This window comes from Virgibacillus sp. LDC-1, assembly GCF_030137545.1.
GTDB lineage: Bacteria > Bacillota > Bacilli > Bacillales > Amphibacillaceae > LDC-1.
Window position 1 is genome coordinate 60,974 of record NZ_JARUVL010000009.1, and the last position, 15,445, is coordinate 76,418.

Consider the following 15,445-nt stretch of genomic DNA (forward strand, 5'->3'; position numbering starts at 1 on the left):
TATATTACATAAAAGATAATAATATATTATTACATTTTTTTCAATATCTCTGCCTATATTCCGACTTGAAAAGCGATTATATGATTTGTGGAACAAAAAAGAGGTTGAGACAAACCTAAAACAGGTTACTTAAAAGAAGACGAATAATAAGATATGAAAGCAATCTAAGTGTAGTCAAAATACAGAGCCTCCTGCGGGAACAGCAATAGGGGAACGCAGACTAAAACCGCTACGTCCTGTACGTCGAAAGCTCCACTTGGTAAAGGGCTTTTCTTTACCAAGTTAGTTGAGGCCGTGCTGCGGCAAAGAAGACACTGCGAAAGTCATTTTGAGCAGAAGTCACGCTTGTGCCTGTGGTGAAAGCGAAGTATTTTGACGAAGCGATGATAAATGCTGTTTTTGAATACAAATAATCCGAACTGATTCGAGTGAATCGTTCGGATTTTACTATGCACAAAATACTTTTGTCCCAGCCTCTATTAAAAGTGATATGGATAGATTTTTAAAAAGCCGAGCTGGTTCGAGATAAGGCATGCTATCAAAAAAGTAATGAGCATACATAAGAAAAAGAATCCATCCTGTTTTTTTACGTTAAACTGGCGATAGTAGGTTCGGTTTCGATCTCCTGTGAATCCTTTTGATTCCATGGCAATTGCGGTTCGTTCTGCTTTTCGAATCGCGCTTGCAAGTAACGGGATAGCAAATCGCTTATAATGCTTCCATCTTTCATTGTATCCATTGCCACGAGCTCCTCGAATACGGTGAGCAGCATGAAGGAGCTGCCATTCTTCCTTCATCATCGGTAGAAAACGAAATCCAGCAAGTACTCCATAAGCGATTTTCGGAGAAAGTCTCATCTGCTGATTAAGGCTAAGAATAAAATCTACCATATCTGTTGTAAAAATAAATAGTAATGATAGTGCCGCAACGCTTAATACTCGCAAGGCAAGTGCGAGTGCTGTCAAAAGTGCTTCATAGGAAAACGAAAGTCCGAACAAATGGATGACGTTTTCTAGATTCTGGGATGGTGCGCCAACGAAAAGTGTCGTCCAAAGCATGCCAAAAGATAATATACTAAATGGAAGTAAATAGAGCACATAGCGCTTCCAATGAATCTGTCCTCCGATAAAAGTTAGTGTAATTGTCCAAACAAATAAGAGTGCGGGAGTGATAGGGTCAAAAACAAGTGCTAATAAGATAATGGTTACGACGATTGTTAAGGCCTTTACACTTGGATTAAGTTGGTGTAGAAACATTCTTGCCCCTCCTTTCACAGCATCGTTTGAGCTGAATTGGAGTAGGAAGCGTTAATTGCCATTGTTGGAGAAGTTTTTCTGATTTTGCCCATAAATGTTCTGGTTCACAATTTACAGCTATTTCTCCTTGATTCATAACAATGACCCGTGTTGCATGTTCATAGACAAGGTCCATGTCATGGGTAATCATGACGATGGTTGTTCCTGTCTTGTGTCTTTCTGATAAAAGGTGCATCAATTCGCGATTAGAAAGGGCGTCCTGTCCGAATGTTGGTTCATCCAGGATTAACATTGCTTGATTATCAATTAACATCGTTGCAACACTTAACCTTCGTTTTTGTCCTTGACTCAAGTGGAACGGATGGTGATTTTTCAAGTTAGTTAATCCACAGTTATCGAGCATCTCCATTGTTTTTGTTTTTATAACTTCATCTGAAAGCTCCTTTAAACGTAAGCTGTAAGCAACTTCCTCGAAAACGGAATCGGTAATAAATTGATGCTCAGGATTTTGAAATACGTACCCAATGTTATCCCGTAGCTCCTTTTCTTGCCATGAAGCAAGTTGTTTATTCTTTAGAAGAATCGAACCTTCTGAGGGCTGCTCAATTCCTGCAAGCAAACGCGAAAGCGTCGTTTTTCCGCTTCCATTAGATCCAATAATAGCAACAAAATCCCCATGATAGATGTTTATTGACACATTTTGAATAATTTTTTTCTTCCTTTTAGAATAGGCTATTTGGTTTGCTACTAACAATGCCTGCTTATACGTCTGTTTTGGCATGATGTTATTGTCCCAGTATGCTGGTTTATATTGTTCGGCCTGACAAGCAAAAGCGGACAGTGTTAATGGAATAGGGAGTGTTTTATTGTGATAAGGCAATACATAGTTTGCTACCCTAGGTAACCAGATGCCTTCTTTTTGAAGTAAAGGACGTTTATGATTAATCGCACCACGTAATGGGCCATCATAAAAAATAGTTCCATCATTATTAAGTAACACACACCGTTCTGCTAGTTCTGTCCAACCATCAAGCTGGTGTTCAATAATAATGAGGCTACACCCTGTCTGCACTTTTATAGAACGTATCGTTTCAATTAATTCCATTGCCGCCATAGGGTCTAGGTTTGCAGTTGGTTCATCAAGTATCAGCAGCTTTGGCTCTAAAGCAAGTATACACGCGAGCGCCAATTTTTGTTTTTGTCCGCCAGATAAGCTTGAAATAGTAGCCTTCTTAAAAGGCATTAAACCGACTAACTCTAAGGCGTCGTCTATTTTTTTCGCTATTTTCATCTTAGGGATGCGGATGTTTTCTAGTCCGAAAGCTACCTCATCCTCTACTGTGAGCATACAAAATTGTGTTTCCGGATCTTGAAACACAACCCCGACATGTTGTGCAAGCTCCCCAGGACGATAATCTGTTGTTCGTTTCCCATTTATTATGACGTCACCTTGCATTTCCCCGTCCAATTCACGAGGATAAAGTCCATTCAAGCAGTAGGTTAATGTACTTTTTCCGCAACCACTTGGTCCAAGCAGAAGGATGCTTTCTCCTTCCAGTAATTCGAAGTTAACCGCATTTAATGTATCTCTGTTAGATGAAAAATCGTATCGCACATGCAACTGATTTACTTGTAAAAAAGGCATCATGCAGATTTCTTCCTACGTAATTCTTTTCCTAGTGCAAAGCTGGAAAGCACACCTGTCTTAGCTAAGCCGTCACTGATTGCCTTCCCGATTAAACCTGCAATAAGAGCACCACTAATAAGACGTGTGAAAAACATTGCGGTTACGTAACCTGGATGTAAAACCGCATATCCACTCATCACATACCCATACGCAAAGCTCGTAATTGCTGACCCCATTCCAGCTGCTACTAGAACCCAGGTTGAATATATCTTCCATCTTGTAGCAGCAAATACTGCTTCCGCACCAATTCCTTGTACCATACCAGCGATAATGAGCATTGGTCCTGTCGCGTTACCTATTAATACTTCAACCATAGCGGCGATTGTTTCTGATAAGAATGCAGCACCAGGCTTTCGAATGATATAAGCAGCTATAATCGATACGATAAACCAGATACCAAAAATTAGATCATATCCAATCGGTCCAAATAAACCAACGAGAAGCTTCCCAAGTGGAAAAAAAGCTAAATAAATTACGGCGAAGACAACTGATAAAGCGGCCATTACTACCACTTCTTTGAACCGCCAATTACGCATGCTTATCACTCCCAACTTCTGTTGGACTATTGGCAGATAAGGAAACTGTCATTACTGTATGAGAAGAACCGGCTTGAGCAGTCGCTGTAAATACAGTTTCTAATCCTTTAAAAACATCCATGGCATCTCCATCCAAACGAGTAGAATAGTGTGCAGGAGAAACCGTAACATAAGATTTCATTGCTTCAATTTGTTTGTAAATAAGCTCCATATAATCGCCATCTCCTAGTGGATACAATGAAAATTTTGCCCCGGCAATACTTGATAGCTTACTTGCCTTAGCGTGGTTAAGTGGAATATCATCTGCTGCTAAATAAACATCCCCATCCGAATCACCTGGACAGCCTACCGAATAGGTAGCATGAAACGCAATATGTTCACCAGTTGCTGCTGCGAGAACAAAGATCGCTTTTGTAACATCAAAGACGTGTGTTGCTTTGCCACGAATGGTTGTCGTTATATCATCCGTTTTTATCCATACCTTGTCTGTATTTACTTCTTCAAGAACACCAACAATAATTGCTATAAAATTACTGCTCATTGGATGAAGTGAAAAGCTTGCTCCTGTAATTTGTTTACCTGCCCCGCATTCCGTTGTCATTTTCATTCCATTTCCTCCCTCATATTGATTTAAGACAATAAAAAAACTGCATCCCATAGGGAATGCAGTCAACATGGCAAATCATATGAAATAGTCCATTCATGTTTTCTTAGCCGACTGCACTTCCCCACGCTGGTATTATCCAGATCGGGTGCAAAGGGTCAGAATACATTAATTCCTCTCAGCCGCTTTCACAGCTCCCCTAGCGCTTCATACCTGTATACAGTTTTCTTATGGATTATCATATCGTGCTCAACAAAAATTGTAAAGCTCTGTTACATTAGTGGCCTTCTCCGTGTTCATTCGCAATCTCTAATTTCTCATCAAGCTTCCCTTGGTTCATAAATGAGATTGCATCAAAAGATCCAGTAATAAATCCATGATTATATGGACCGTTTTGCGGGTTAGCTGTAAATGTTGGACGAATCATTGCTAGAAAGTCATAAATTGCCTGGTTAGGTACGCCATCTTCCAACCAAATTAATGGTGCATGTTTACCGAGATGAGAAAGGGGTGCACTAGCAATTGCTAGATCGGGTGTAGAAGTCGAAATAAATGACACACCATGTCCAGGTTCATCAAAGCCCCAACCGAAATCAGTTTTTTTATCTTTAAATGCTGCAAAGTTGATGGCGTTCTCTACAACGTTTTTTCCTTCAATGCGTGTCACGTTTCCTAACTTTTTCAAGTCGTTTTCTACATCATTTGAAACAACCGATTTTGGTCCTAAAATATATATGTTTAGAGCATCTTTTTTTCGTTTTTTTAATGCTTCCACAGTTTGTTTTGGAATGTCATTTTGCTCAACATAAAGGACAGGCTCTGGCATGTGGGCAATCCAATTCACTGCTGGCAACGAATAAAGCTTTCCTTTTTCCTCAGAGGAAGCGATTATGACATTTTCAGGGAACGCTCCTGTAAGATTGGCATATTTTTCATCGATGTTGGCTGCGAACGTAGCTGGATCAACACTCTTTATATGGTCAGTTGGATAGTTTTCTAATTTGCTTCGCACGTTTTGAGAAACATCTCCAATAACCATTATTTTAGTTCCATTTTCATTTCCCTTCGGTTGTAAACGCTCAATTTCTTCCAATGTTTTGTTTGGGATACGATTTTCTTCGATAAATAGAATCGGGCCATTGTTAGGGTGATGAATGAGGTTAGCACTTGCCATGGCTATTTGCCAGGAATCCTCCGCAACGAGCAAAATGGTTCCTGGCCTATTTTCAGCATGTGTAGCTGGCCAGATTGTTTGTGAAACATGGATAGACGTGTCTATTAATTTGTCGCTGTCGGAGCCAATGCGTGTTATGTTTTTAGTACTCCCAATGACCAGATTATTAATTGCTTGCTTATTTTCGTTTTGAGGTTGTTGTCTAAATTGTTCATTGCTTGATTCAGAAGCATTCTCCTCTTTCGTTGTTTTACCATGTGTGTTGTTATTTTCCACTTCTGGAGCACAGCCTATAAGAAGGAAGATCGTAATGAAAATAGTGAATGTTGAATTCCGAGACATAGCTTTCTCTCCTTTCATGTCTTTTCACATCAAAGAATTCCCAAAAAAAATGCAGAATATCTGCAGATTGGATTACACTTGAATAACAAAAAAGGTTTATAGTTGGTGTTCTGCATCAATTCTTGATACTTTTGTATTAACCTAGGTAACGTCAAGAAACCTACATATTAGATTGGATAATATAAAAATTTCAATGACCAGAGAGGTAAACGATGGTAAATAAACTTTCTGTAAAAATAGGTGTGTTGTTTTTTGGATTTATCGTAATTATTGAGTCGCTGTTGTTTTTTATCTTGTATATAAATTTAGAAAATGATCGTATTGATGAGGTAATGGGTGGGCTATTAGCAAGAGGGAATTCTCATCGAGATGTGTTAGAAAGTAAATTTGATCAAACAACAATGGAGCACGTTAGTCTAATGGAATCTGCTTCTGAATTTATCGTTGTAATTACAGACGAAGCTGGAAATGTCTTGGAGTCATCTGAGCATGTTGATTCTGAAATGATGCAAGTAATACAGCTTTCAGAAGGTACCGCGATTGCCAAAAAAGGAGAAGTTGTAGAAGACCAATGGAAAGATAGCATGTATATCGCTACAGATAGTCCTATTACAATCAACGATAAGCATAAAGGGCATGTATTTATGTTTGCTCATACAAGTTATGTCAAGAAGATTGTCGATCAGCTAAGTAACCAATTTGTTGTTATTAGTGTCATAACGGTTCTTTTAACGATTGTCGCAATTTTAATTTTATCGCGTGTTATCACGCTTCCGTTAATTCGAATGAAGGAGGCAACAGAAAAGCTTAGTCTTGGGGAAAATAAGGTAGAGCTTACTACGTCTCGTCAGGATGAGCTTGGTGAGTTAGCAAATTCGATTACAAAGCTGTCGAATGATCTGGAGGAAATGAAACAGGCGAGAAATGAATTTTTAGCAAGTATTGCTCACGAGCTTCGAACACCATTAACTTATATAAAAGGATATGCGGATATTATCAATCGACAGGACTTATCACAGAAAGAGGTTGTCGAATATGCCGGTGTTATTCGAGAAGAAGCAGAGCAGCTGACAGCGCTAATTAAGCAATTGTTTGATTTGGCGAAAATGGATCAGCATAATTTTGTGATTGAAAAACAACATGTAAAGCTTTGCTCGATTATTCAAAAAGTATTGGAGCGGATGCAACCCGTCTTTGATGAAAAACAGCTTTCAATTAAGGTTTTCTGTGGGCAACATATAACTGCTTTTATAGATCCTGAGCGGATGCAGCAAGTGTTGATGAATATTTTAGATAATGCAAGGAAGCATTCTCGAACTGGAGGAAGTGTTTCCGTTTCAGTAGTTGATGAGCCAAACGAAGTTGTTGTCATTATTAAAGATGAAGGGGAAGGAATTCCCGCTGCAGATCTTCCTTATATATTTGATCGGTTGTATCGTGTAGAAAAGTCAAGATCGCGTAAAAGCGGCGGCATCGGTTTAGGGTTATCGATTGCCAAAGAAATTGTTGAATCACATGGAGGAAGCATTCATATTGAGAGCGAACAAAGAGCTGGAACAAAAGTGCGAATTCATTTGTCCAAGAGGTGATTATTATGTATAAAGTATTAATCGTTGATGATGAGCAAAGAATGCTTGATTTACTTGCCTTGTATTTGCGACCTCATTCTTACATTTGTCAAAAAGCTTTAGGGGCTAAAGAGGCGTTGTCTAAACTCAAAGAAGATGTGTTTGATATTGTTTTGCTCGATATTATGATGCCGGATATGAACGGATGGGAGCTTTGTGGTGAAATTAGGCGATTTTCAGACGTACCAATTATTATGGTGACTGCACGTGATCAGCAAGAGGATCTTGTGAAGGGACTAAAGCTTGGGGCAGATGATTATATAACGAAGCCTTTTAATGATGGTGAACTCTTGGCTCGTATGGAGGCATTACTTCGTAGAGTTCAACCGCAAGATCGAGTAGAAGTGAATGGTTTAGTATGGGACAAAGATCGATTTGAGGTTTTGTATAAGGGAAAGCAGATTAAAATGACGCCGAAAGAGTTTTCGATGATTGGGAAATTCATGCAAAATCCAGACCGTGTTTTTTCAAGAGAACAATTGATTGAACTCCTTTGGGGATATGATTCTCATACGGAAGGGCGAACCATCGATTCGCATGTCCGTAATATGAGAGAAAAAATTCGCCAGGCTGGATTTCCTATAGATGACCATTTTAGAACAGTATGGGGCATTGGGTATAAGTGGATAAATGCGCAACCTTAAATGCTGTTCCTATTTTCGACATTGTTTCTTCATTATTTCTCGATAAATTTTCGTTAGGATAAAGTCGAAGGGAGGAGTAAAACAATGAAGAAAAAAATGGTAGGCATTGTTTTAGCAGCTACGCTCGTTTTTGGTATAGGGAATATCGCTTTTGCTCATGGTAATAATAATTTAGAAGGCTGGAGCTTTGAAGAAATGCTCCCATTCATGAAAGAAATGCATCCGAATGTACAGGATGAGCAATTAGAACAAATGTATCAAAACTGTCATGGTAACTGGCAGCAATCTCCAATGCAGGATGCTGGAGCATTTTAACGCCTTACATGTAATTTTATAATTCAAACCTGATATGTTATCTTTTATCCTGCATGTAATTGGTAGGAAGGAGAAGTGGGGGAGAAAGAAGAACCCCGTTCATTAAAACTTTTATGATAGAAGAGAGTGTGTGAATTTATCTGCACTCTCTTTTTTCATCCTTTTATATCGAAAATTCGCTTTGCATTTTTTCTGTTCTAATCTAGCCGAAGTATGCTATTTTAAGGGTAGGGAATAAGGAAATATTTTAGTTATTGCCTTTTTCCGCCGTTGGGAATAGCATGGTAGTAAGACATTTTTTGGAGAGGGTTTGGATAATGAAGAAAACGAAAGTTGGTATTATATTTGGTGGAAAATCAGCAGAGCATGAAGTATCCTTGCAATCTGCGAAAAACATTGTAGATGCCATTGATAAAGAAAAATACGATGTTGTGTTAATTGGGATTGATAAGCAAGGAAAGTGGCATTTAAATGATAGCTCGTCCTATTTACTAAATGCGGAGAACCCCAAACTAATTCAATTAAATAAATCAAATGATCCGGTGGCAATTGTTCCAGGAACTTCTGAACACCAGCTTATCCATGCAGCAAATGCAAGTGTATTAGAGCAATTGGATGTTGTTTTTCCAATTGTCCATGGAACACTGGGAGAGGACGGTAGCCTTCAAGGAATGCTGCGTCTTGCCAACTTGCCATTTGTAGGACCAAGTGTGCTTGGCTCATCGATTTGTATGGATAAGGATATTGCAAAACGCCTCTTGCAGGATGCAGGTATTCAAGTAGCGAAAGGTGTTTCCTTCACAAGCGCGAAGCGAAATGCAATCAATTATACTGAAATCGCAAATGATCTTGGTACACCAATGTTTATTAAGCCAGCGAACCAAGGATCCTCAGTTGGAGTAAGCAAGGTAGATACAGAAGCGGAATTTTACGAAGCAATTAGAGTTGCTTTCCAATATGACCATAAAGTAATTATTGAAGAAAATGTGGTTGGAAGAGAAATTGAGTGTTCTGTATTAGGAAATGAGAATCCGATTGCATCACTACCGGGAGAAATCTTACCACAAACAGCGTTTTACTCCTATGAGTCCAAGTACATTGATGAAAAGGGAGCGGATTTAGCCATTCCGGCTAATCTATCTCCTGATTTAAGAGCTAAGGTCCAACAAACAGCAGTTCAGGCATTCGAGGCACTTCAATGTGAGGGGCTTGCTCGAGTAGACTTCTTTTTAACTGCATCGGGTGCATTGTATGTAAATGAGATTAATACATTACCAGGCTTTACAAAGATTAGTATGTATCCAAAGCTTTGGGAAGTAACAGGTATTTCTTATCCACAATTAATTAATAAGCTAATCGATTTAGCAATTGAACGACATGAACGGGATCAGAGCTTGAAAAGCTCTGTTTGGGAATAAAAAAAATAGCAAGTGACCAGCCTACACAGTGCTGGTCACTTGCTTTATATTATGAGCCTTTATAGGTTGAGAATTTTTCTGTTGCTGGAATACGCTCTTTTCGAATAGGCTTTTCATCAAAATAACCTAAGTGAAGGAAACCAACTATTTTTTCGTTTTCTTGTATGTCAAGAATCGCTTTTACGTTTGGATCATAAATATGTGGATTTGTTTTCCACACAACGCCTAGCTGTTTTTCCCATGCTAGCAACCAAAAATTTTGTATCATACACGCAGTTGCTCCGTAATTCTCTTCCCATTGCTTTTGATTATCAGGCTCTTCCATAATAACAACTAGAATTGCACGTGGTTCATTTAAATAGTTTTCCCGATTTTCCTGTTTTTCTTCAGGATAGGTGGCAGCCACTTGCTTAGCGAATGCTGCTTTATGTTCGGCATCGATGAATATAAACCGCCAGGGCTGGCGCATCCCATGTGTTGGCGCCCAAACGGCATTGTTAAGAAGCTCGAGGACGGTTGCTTCTGTAACTTCTTGTTTCGTATACTGCTTTTTTATTGATCGACGATCTTTAATAATTGTCGCAATGCTATCCATATCTATCTCCCCTTTAAATGCCCCATTATTCTATAATGATAATCATTCTCAACTATAGATTGTAATTCATCTAGTTTCATAATGCAACTAGATGAAAAAGTTGGTAAAGTAATGTATGATTGTGCAGGTCGTTTTATGATATACGAGTAAAGGACTTGATTCGTACAAAGATTCAAGTAATAATAAGAGATGGTATTTCGATTCAACTGGGAAATTGTAATACAAATCATGTGAATCATTTCACAATAGGGGGATTTTTAGTGAAGGCATTTTTGCAGAAAAAAGGGGTTTCACTTTCTCTACGTGCGTATGTAATTACCGCGTTAAGCTACATGGCGCTTGGATTATTTTCTTCATTGATTATTGGATTGATTATTAAAACAATTGGTGAACAGTTGTCTTCTTATCAATTTTCAACCGTTGGTGCATACCTAGTCGAAATGGGTACATTTGCAATGGATCCGAAAATAATGGGGGGAGCAATTGGCGTAGCGATTGCATATGGCTTGAAGGCTCCACCGCTCGTATTGTTTTCTGCTCTTTTCGCAGGTGCTTTTGGGGCAGATTTAGGTGGGCCAGCTGGAAGCTATGTGACCGCTTTATTTGCAACAGAAATTGGAAAGCTTGTCTATAAAACAACACGGGTGGATATTATTGTCACACCATTTATAACGATTGCGGCAGGATTTATTACAGGAACCTTGATTGGACAGCCGATCAATTCTTTTATGGTTTGGTTTGGAGGTTTGATTAATTGGTCAACTGAACAGCAGCCTTTTTTGATGGGGATTTTAGTTGCTGTTCTGATGGGGTGGGCTTTAACAGCTCCTATTTCAAGTGTGGCAATTGCACTCATGCTCGGTCTTGATGGGGTTGCAGCAGGTGCGGCGGCGGTCGGATGCTCTGCGCAAATGGTTGGTTTTGCTGTTTCGAGCTATCGTGAAAATGGATTTGGGGGATTGCTTGCACAAGGGATTGGAACTTCTATGCTCCAGGTACCGAATATTTTAAGAAGGCCGATTATTATCCTACCACCGACAATTGCAGGAGCAATCTTAGCTCCATTTGCAACCGTTTGGTTCAACTTAATTAATAACCCGTCTGGTGCTGGAATGGGGACGAGTGGATTTGTCGGTCAAATTATGACGTTTGAAGCAATGGGTTTTTCGTGGCAGTTGTTTTGGATCATTCTTATGTTGCACATTATTGCACCTGCTCTCATTAGCCTCGTCATTTCAGAGTGGTTTCGCAAGCTTGGCTGGATTAAGGCTGGGGACATGAAGATTGTCTATGAATAAATATAATGGTTCTTTTCTAGATTGGAATTTTTGCTTTATTTCGCTTATGCTAATGACAATGAGAAAATAGGGAGGGATGGAAGTTGGATAAATTTATGGAGCGTGCGGTAGACCTATCATTAGAGAACGTTCGTGCAGGCGGTCAGCCGTTCGGAGCAGTGCTCGTTAAAGATGGAGAAGTAGTTGCTGAAGGTGTGAATGAATTGCATATCAAGCATGATGTAAGTGGACATGCTGAATTGTTAGCTATTCGTCGTGCTCAAGAAAAATTACAGACGAATAATTTACAAGGCCATATTATGTATGCGAGCGGTGAACCATGTCCAATGTGTTATACAGCTATGTTCTTTGCTGGGATAGAAAAGGTATATTATTGTTCATCGATGGAGGAGGCAGCAGAAGTTGGACTAGATGCGTCGACCATTCTTTATCATGACTTAAAGCATCAACGAGAAGATCGGAAAACGGTTGAAATGATTTCGATGCCATTAGAAAATGGACAGGATGATCCAATGAAGCTATGGGAAAGAAAGCAGAAATAAATAGATTTACTTTCTTGAGCACACGATTTTCCGTTTAATCTGTTTTAATTTGTTCCCTGTATTTATGGGCGGATAATGGAAGATAAGAGGTTAGGGGGACATGCATGATGCTATATGAAATATTGGTTTTTATTCATGTGCTTTCAGCTATAATTGCGATTGGTCCTGGGTTTATGCTGACATTTATCGTGACGAAGGCAAAGACGATGACAGAACTAAAGCATGCCTATGAAATTCGAAGTAGGATGCATGTAGTTGTTATGGTGGGTGGCATTTTATTGCTCATCACCGGACTAGGAATGGGGCTGTTGCATCCTTTTCTTTTTGCAAAGGGATGGTTTGTCGGAAGCCTTTTTTTATTCATCGTAGCTTTAGCTATGGGACCCTTCGTTTTATCTCCGCTATCAAGACCGATTAGAGCGTTGTTAGCAGAACATGAGGGAGAAGAGATTCCAACGGATTATAAGCTCATGTCAAAAAAGCTCTTTTTAGCGGAGCATGTTGAAAATAGTATGCTATTTATTATCGTTATATTAATGCTATGGAAACCATTTTAACATTGGAAAGGAACGTTTTTACAAAGTGATGTAAAGCGTTCTTTTTTATTTAATGATTTTTTTAAAAAAGTTTGAAACATCTAAAAAACGGGAACTATATATTGCAATCATTTATTGAACATGCTATATTCGATAACAATATATTTTGTTCAATTCACTAATTGTATTTCCGCTTAATAGGTTATAAAAGGGGGTTGAAGCAAATGAGAAAGGTATCATTGGAAGAAGTGTTTACACATCCGATAACACAGAAATATTTAAAACGTTCTGGGATAGCACATGCAGTTGCAGTAACAGAATACGCCTATATTTTTGCCAAGCGCTTTAATGTAAATCCTGATCATGCAACGAAAGCAGGTCTACTCCATGATATTGGTCATTATACATGGTATCGTGATGGCGAATGGGATTATGAGCTTTATAAGGAAAATGATATTCATGCAATTAAAGGTGCGAACCGAGCGCACAAGCTGTTAATTCGTGTTGGTGAAGATCGGCATGCGGCAAAGGAAATTGCGGTGGCCATTTTACTACACACAGATTCCTATTTACCAGAAGGACAGCTCGAGCTTAAACCATTGCAACGAATTGTTAGTCTTGCTGACGAAGCAGATGAAGAATCAGGTGGAAACCACCATTATCGAACAATCGAATTTCACGTCGCTTTAGAACGGATACGTGCCTTAGATAATAAAATTGAAAACGATGAACTTAAGCGTATCTCTCATTCTAAAAAAGAAATGGCTTAGGCTCATCGTTTTATTCATACATCCATCAATGCCGTATTTACGTTCTTTATCATTTGCGTGCGTTTAATTTAGCTTTTCTACGTATTCTTCAAGTGTGAGCTTATTGTCCGTGATTTCCTTTGCTGCTTTTTTACCAACAAAGCGGAGGTGCCATGGCTCATATTGATACTTTGTAATTTCCTCTTTTCCTTTTGGATAGCGAATAATGAATCCAAATTCGCTTGCGTGCGTTTGAATCCATTTCCCTTCCGGAGTTTCTCCAAATTCAATAATTAGATCAAAGCTAACAGCTGGGCTTGTAACATCCATCGTTAAGCCGGTTTGATGTTCACTTTCTCCAGGTCTTGCACTATATTTATTGGCAGCTTCTTCCCCGTTTTTGCTAACGTTCGCTGCAAAAATACTTTGTTGTCTTGTAAACGAACGATATCCGGATTGAGCAAATAAATCAACTCCTGCTTTATCTGCAGCTGCAAACATTTTCTCTAACGCTTCTGCCGCAGGCTTTCGCATTTGCTTTTTAGGGAGATCCTCTGAAAATGGAAAGCGAACAGCTGGTGTTACCAAATCCTCTGGAATAAATGTTTCAGGCAATGCATGTGATTTATTTACTAAAACGAGAATCTCATAAGGATTCGAAACTTCTACCTTTTTATCTGCAGTTAGCTCCGACTTTTTCCACGGTAAAGCCTTACCAGGTGTAATTGCTAGTTGATTAGCTAACACCTTCTCCAAAAGCTGCTTCGTTTTCAACGTATAAATTCCAGTAATCATTTCTTTACTTGTTTGCATTTGAAAATCAGTTATAGCCCAAACTGTTTCCGAATCATATACGTCTGTATTTTTTATAGCATAGCCTGCTTGTATGAGCACCTGCTGCAAATTTGATACTTGTTTTCCGGTATCTCCTTTCTGTAATTCCGAGAAAGGAAGCGTTGGTTTATTTGTTGTATCATCCTGTTTGTCAACTTGCGGGTTTTGCTGTGAATCTGGATTTTTAGGGGTAGCTGTTTCCGAAACGTTTTCCTTCGTATCGGTAGGCTCGTTGGGTGTCGCATTGCAAGCTGTGGCAATGAGTATAGTTAAAGCCATTAGAATGAAGGTGCGACAATACTTGTTGAACATAATCATTATCTCCCTGCTGTTGTTACGGTATCACCGTAAATCATACTTTTCTCTGACATGTAACTGGCAGTACCACCCTTTTATGAGGATAAGAGGGAAAAACTGAAAGTCACATGTTCGATTGTATTCAACTAACAATCAGTGGATGAAAGAAGTCCCTTGATTGAAGTTTCATTGTATCTCTAACTTATATTTTCTCACATATATTTAGCTTTCTGCAATAGGCATAATTAGGCAAAAAAGAGTAGCTGCTTTGCATTTCTTTTGCCAGCGGGTTAAATTTAAATTATATCTAAAGGAAAAGGAAGGGAAGCTATGAAGCATTTTTATAAAAAGGGACAGGATGAACGAAAACCAACCTTGCTCTTATTGCATGGAACTGGCGGTACGGAGAATGATTTACTACCAATCGCCGAAATTATCGATCCAACTGCGTCAATTCTTGGTGTGCGAGGAGATGTATCTGAAAATGGAATGAATCGATATTTTAAACGAATTGCTGAAGGCGTTTTTGATGAAGAAGATTTGCTTTTCCGAACAAAGGAGCTATCCGATTTTTTGGATTATGCCGCTGAACAGTATGAATTTGATCGGAACAATATCGTAGCGATGGGCTATTCAAATGGAGCCAATATTGCAGGAAGCTTACTTTTTCATTATAAGAATGTATTACAGGGTGCTATTTTACTGCATCCGATGGTACCGAGAAGAGGTGTAGATTTACCGCTTATGAAGAATCTGCCTGTTTTTATTGGTGCAGGAAAGAATGACCCAATTTGCCCTGCGCAAGAAACGGAGGATTTAGCTGCTTTGCTTTCCGAAGCTGGCGCATCCGTTCAAGTATATTGGGATGAACAAGGACATCAACTGACAAGAGGAGAGATTATTGAAGCTGCGAAATGGTATAAGCGCTTATTCAAATAGCTAATGAATAAAAAAGGATTGTTAAGTCCTTGTGCATGAAGAGGGAGATGC

Annotated in this window: 16 protein-coding genes and 1 riboswitch; of the genes, 9 read left to right on the forward strand and 7 right to left on the reverse strand. The window is 39.0% G+C overall.

The features are described 5' to 3' along the window. Positions 1-479 precede the first annotated feature (479 nt). From QBK89_RS09525 to QBK89_RS09545, 5 genes are all read right to left on the reverse strand, one after another. A complete protein-coding gene (locus QBK89_RS09525; protein WP_284140813.1) occupies positions 480-1,256 on the reverse strand; it encodes an energy-coupling factor transporter transmembrane component T family protein in 777 nt (258 codons plus the stop codon). Further along, positions 1,237-2,904 carry an ABC transporter ATP-binding protein gene (locus QBK89_RS09530; RefSeq protein WP_284140814.1) on the reverse strand — a complete coding sequence of 556 codons (1,668 nt, stop codon included), beginning with the start codon at positions 2,902-2,904 and terminating at the stop codon, positions 1,237-1,239. The genes QBK89_RS09525 and QBK89_RS09530 overlap by 20 nt, the downstream gene beginning before the upstream one ends. After that, entirely contained in the window at positions 2,901-3,479 is a 579-nt protein-coding gene (locus QBK89_RS09535) for an ECF transporter S component (protein ID WP_284140815.1), read from the reverse strand. Before QBK89_RS09535 ends, QBK89_RS09530 begins: the two co-directional genes overlap by 4 nt. Further along, positions 3,472-4,086, reverse strand: coding sequence for a YkoF family thiamine/hydroxymethylpyrimidine-binding protein (locus QBK89_RS09540; protein ID WP_330949354.1), 615 nt, complete (start codon positions 4,084-4,086; stop codon positions 3,472-3,474). The genes QBK89_RS09535 and QBK89_RS09540 overlap by 8 nt, the downstream gene beginning before the upstream one ends. A gap of 101 nt (positions 4,087-4,187) precedes the next feature. Continuing rightward, positions 4,188-4,294: riboswitch (TPP riboswitch) on the reverse strand. Between the two features lie 66 nt (positions 4,295-4,360). Beyond that, on the reverse strand, positions 4,361-5,599 hold the full coding sequence (locus QBK89_RS09545; RefSeq protein ID WP_284140816.1) for a cell wall-binding repeat-containing protein: 1,239 nt from the start codon (positions 5,597-5,599) through the stop codon (positions 4,361-4,363). Positions 5,600-5,811: 212 nt separating this feature from the next. Here QBK89_RS09545 and QBK89_RS09550 point away from each other — a divergent pair, with 212 nt between their 5' ends. The 4 genes from QBK89_RS09550 to ddlA all read left to right on the forward strand — a co-directional run bounded on the left by QBK89_RS09550 (position 5,812) and on the right by ddlA (position 9,604). Then, positions 5,812-7,188: a sensor histidine kinase gene (locus tag QBK89_RS09550; RefSeq protein ID WP_284140817.1), complete on the forward strand. Its 1,377-nt coding sequence runs from the start codon at positions 5,812-5,814 to the stop codon at positions 7,186-7,188. 5 nt (positions 7,189-7,193) lie between these two features. Next, positions 7,194-7,871, forward strand: coding sequence for a response regulator transcription factor (locus QBK89_RS09555; protein ID WP_284140818.1), 678 nt, complete (start codon positions 7,194-7,196; stop codon positions 7,869-7,871). Between the two features lie 84 nt (positions 7,872-7,955). Beyond that, on the forward strand, positions 7,956-8,186 hold the full coding sequence (locus QBK89_RS09560; RefSeq protein WP_284140819.1) for a CUE domain-containing protein: 231 nt from the start codon (positions 7,956-7,958) through the stop codon (positions 8,184-8,186). A 317-nt stretch (positions 8,187-8,503) separates the two neighbouring features. Further along, complete coding sequence (ddlA, locus tag QBK89_RS09565) at positions 8,504-9,604, forward strand: D-alanine--D-alanine ligase (RefSeq protein WP_284140820.1); 1,101 nt, start codon at positions 8,504-8,506, stop codon at positions 9,602-9,604. Positions 9,605-9,653: 49 nt separating this feature from the next. Here the strand turns inward: ddlA and QBK89_RS09570 are convergent, their stop codons facing one another. Further along, the gene (locus QBK89_RS09570) at positions 9,654-10,199 is read right to left on the reverse strand and encodes a nitroreductase family protein (protein WP_284140821.1); all 546 of its coding nucleotides are present in this window, start codon (positions 10,197-10,199) and stop codon (positions 9,654-9,656) included. Between the two features lie 260 nt (positions 10,200-10,459). Here QBK89_RS09570 and QBK89_RS09575 point away from each other — a divergent pair, with 260 nt between their 5' ends. From QBK89_RS09575 to QBK89_RS09590, 4 genes are all read left to right on the forward strand, one after another. Continuing rightward, positions 10,460-11,497 (forward strand): PTS sugar transporter subunit IIC, encoded by a 1,038-nt coding sequence (locus QBK89_RS09575; RefSeq protein WP_284140822.1) that lies wholly within the window; start codon positions 10,460-10,462, stop codon positions 11,495-11,497. Between the two features lie 83 nt (positions 11,498-11,580). Next, positions 11,581-12,039: a nucleoside deaminase gene (locus tag QBK89_RS09580; RefSeq protein WP_284140823.1), complete on the forward strand. Its 459-nt coding sequence runs from the start codon at positions 11,581-11,583 to the stop codon at positions 12,037-12,039. A 104-nt stretch (positions 12,040-12,143) separates the two neighbouring features. Continuing rightward, positions 12,144-12,596 (forward strand): DUF2269 family protein, encoded by a 453-nt coding sequence (locus QBK89_RS09585; protein WP_284140824.1) that lies wholly within the window; start codon positions 12,144-12,146, stop codon positions 12,594-12,596. Positions 12,597-12,799: 203 nt separating this feature from the next. Beyond that, positions 12,800-13,345: an HD domain-containing protein gene (locus tag QBK89_RS09590; protein WP_284140825.1), complete on the forward strand. Its 546-nt coding sequence runs from the start codon at positions 12,800-12,802 to the stop codon at positions 13,343-13,345. Positions 13,346-13,408: 63 nt separating this feature from the next. Here the strand turns inward: QBK89_RS09590 and QBK89_RS09595 are convergent, their stop codons facing one another. Then, complete coding sequence (locus tag QBK89_RS09595) at positions 13,409-14,470, reverse strand: D-alanyl-D-alanine carboxypeptidase family protein (protein ID WP_284140826.1); 1,062 nt, start codon at positions 14,468-14,470, stop codon at positions 13,409-13,411. A gap of 315 nt (positions 14,471-14,785) precedes the next feature. Here QBK89_RS09595 and QBK89_RS09600 point away from each other — a divergent pair, with 315 nt between their 5' ends. Further along, a complete protein-coding gene (locus QBK89_RS09600) occupies positions 14,786-15,394 on the forward strand; it encodes an alpha/beta hydrolase (protein ID WP_284140827.1) in 609 nt (202 codons plus the stop codon). The last annotated feature ends 51 nt before the right edge of the window (positions 15,395-15,445 follow it).

Bases quoted from the DNA above. Each gene is read 5' to 3' on its own strand.
- QBK89_RS09525 (WP_284140813.1), bottom strand. From the start codon at position 1,256: ATGTTTCTACACCAACTTAATCCAAGTGTAAAGGCCTTAACAATCGTC.
- QBK89_RS09530 (WP_284140814.1), bottom strand. From the start codon at position 2,904: ATGATGCCTTTTTTACAAGTAAATCAGTTGCATGTGCGATACGATTTT.
- QBK89_RS09535 (WP_284140815.1), bottom strand. From the start codon at position 3,479: ATGCGTAATTGGCGGTTCAAAGAAGTGGTAGTAATGGCCGCTTTATCA.
- QBK89_RS09540 (WP_330949354.1), bottom strand. From the start codon at position 4,086: ATGAAAATGACAACGGAATGCGGGGCAGGTAAACAAATTACAGGAGCA.
- QBK89_RS09545 (WP_284140816.1), bottom strand. From the start codon at position 5,599: ATGTCTCGGAATTCAACATTCACTATTTTCATTACGATCTTCCTTCTT.
- QBK89_RS09550 (WP_284140817.1), top strand. From the start codon at position 5,812: ATGGTAAATAAACTTTCTGTAAAAATAGGTGTGTTGTTTTTTGGATTT.
- QBK89_RS09555 (WP_284140818.1), top strand. From the start codon at position 7,194: ATGTATAAAGTATTAATCGTTGATGATGAGCAAAGAATGCTTGATTTA.
- QBK89_RS09560 (WP_284140819.1), top strand. From the start codon at position 7,956: ATGAAGAAAAAAATGGTAGGCATTGTTTTAGCAGCTACGCTCGTTTTT.
- ddlA (WP_284140820.1), top strand. From the start codon at position 8,504: ATGAAGAAAACGAAAGTTGGTATTATATTTGGTGGAAAATCAGCAGAG.
- QBK89_RS09570 (WP_284140821.1), bottom strand. From the start codon at position 10,199: ATGGATAGCATTGCGACAATTATTAAAGATCGTCGATCAATAAAAAAG.
- QBK89_RS09585 (WP_284140824.1), top strand. From the start codon at position 12,144: ATGATGCTATATGAAATATTGGTTTTTATTCATGTGCTTTCAGCTATA.
- QBK89_RS09590 (WP_284140825.1), top strand. From the start codon at position 12,800: ATGAGAAAGGTATCATTGGAAGAAGTGTTTACACATCCGATAACACAG.
- QBK89_RS09595 (WP_284140826.1), bottom strand. From the start codon at position 14,470: ATGTTCAACAAGTATTGTCGCACCTTCATTCTAATGGCTTTAACTATA.
- QBK89_RS09600 (WP_284140827.1), top strand. From the start codon at position 14,786: ATGAAGCATTTTTATAAAAAGGGACAGGATGAACGAAAACCAACCTTG.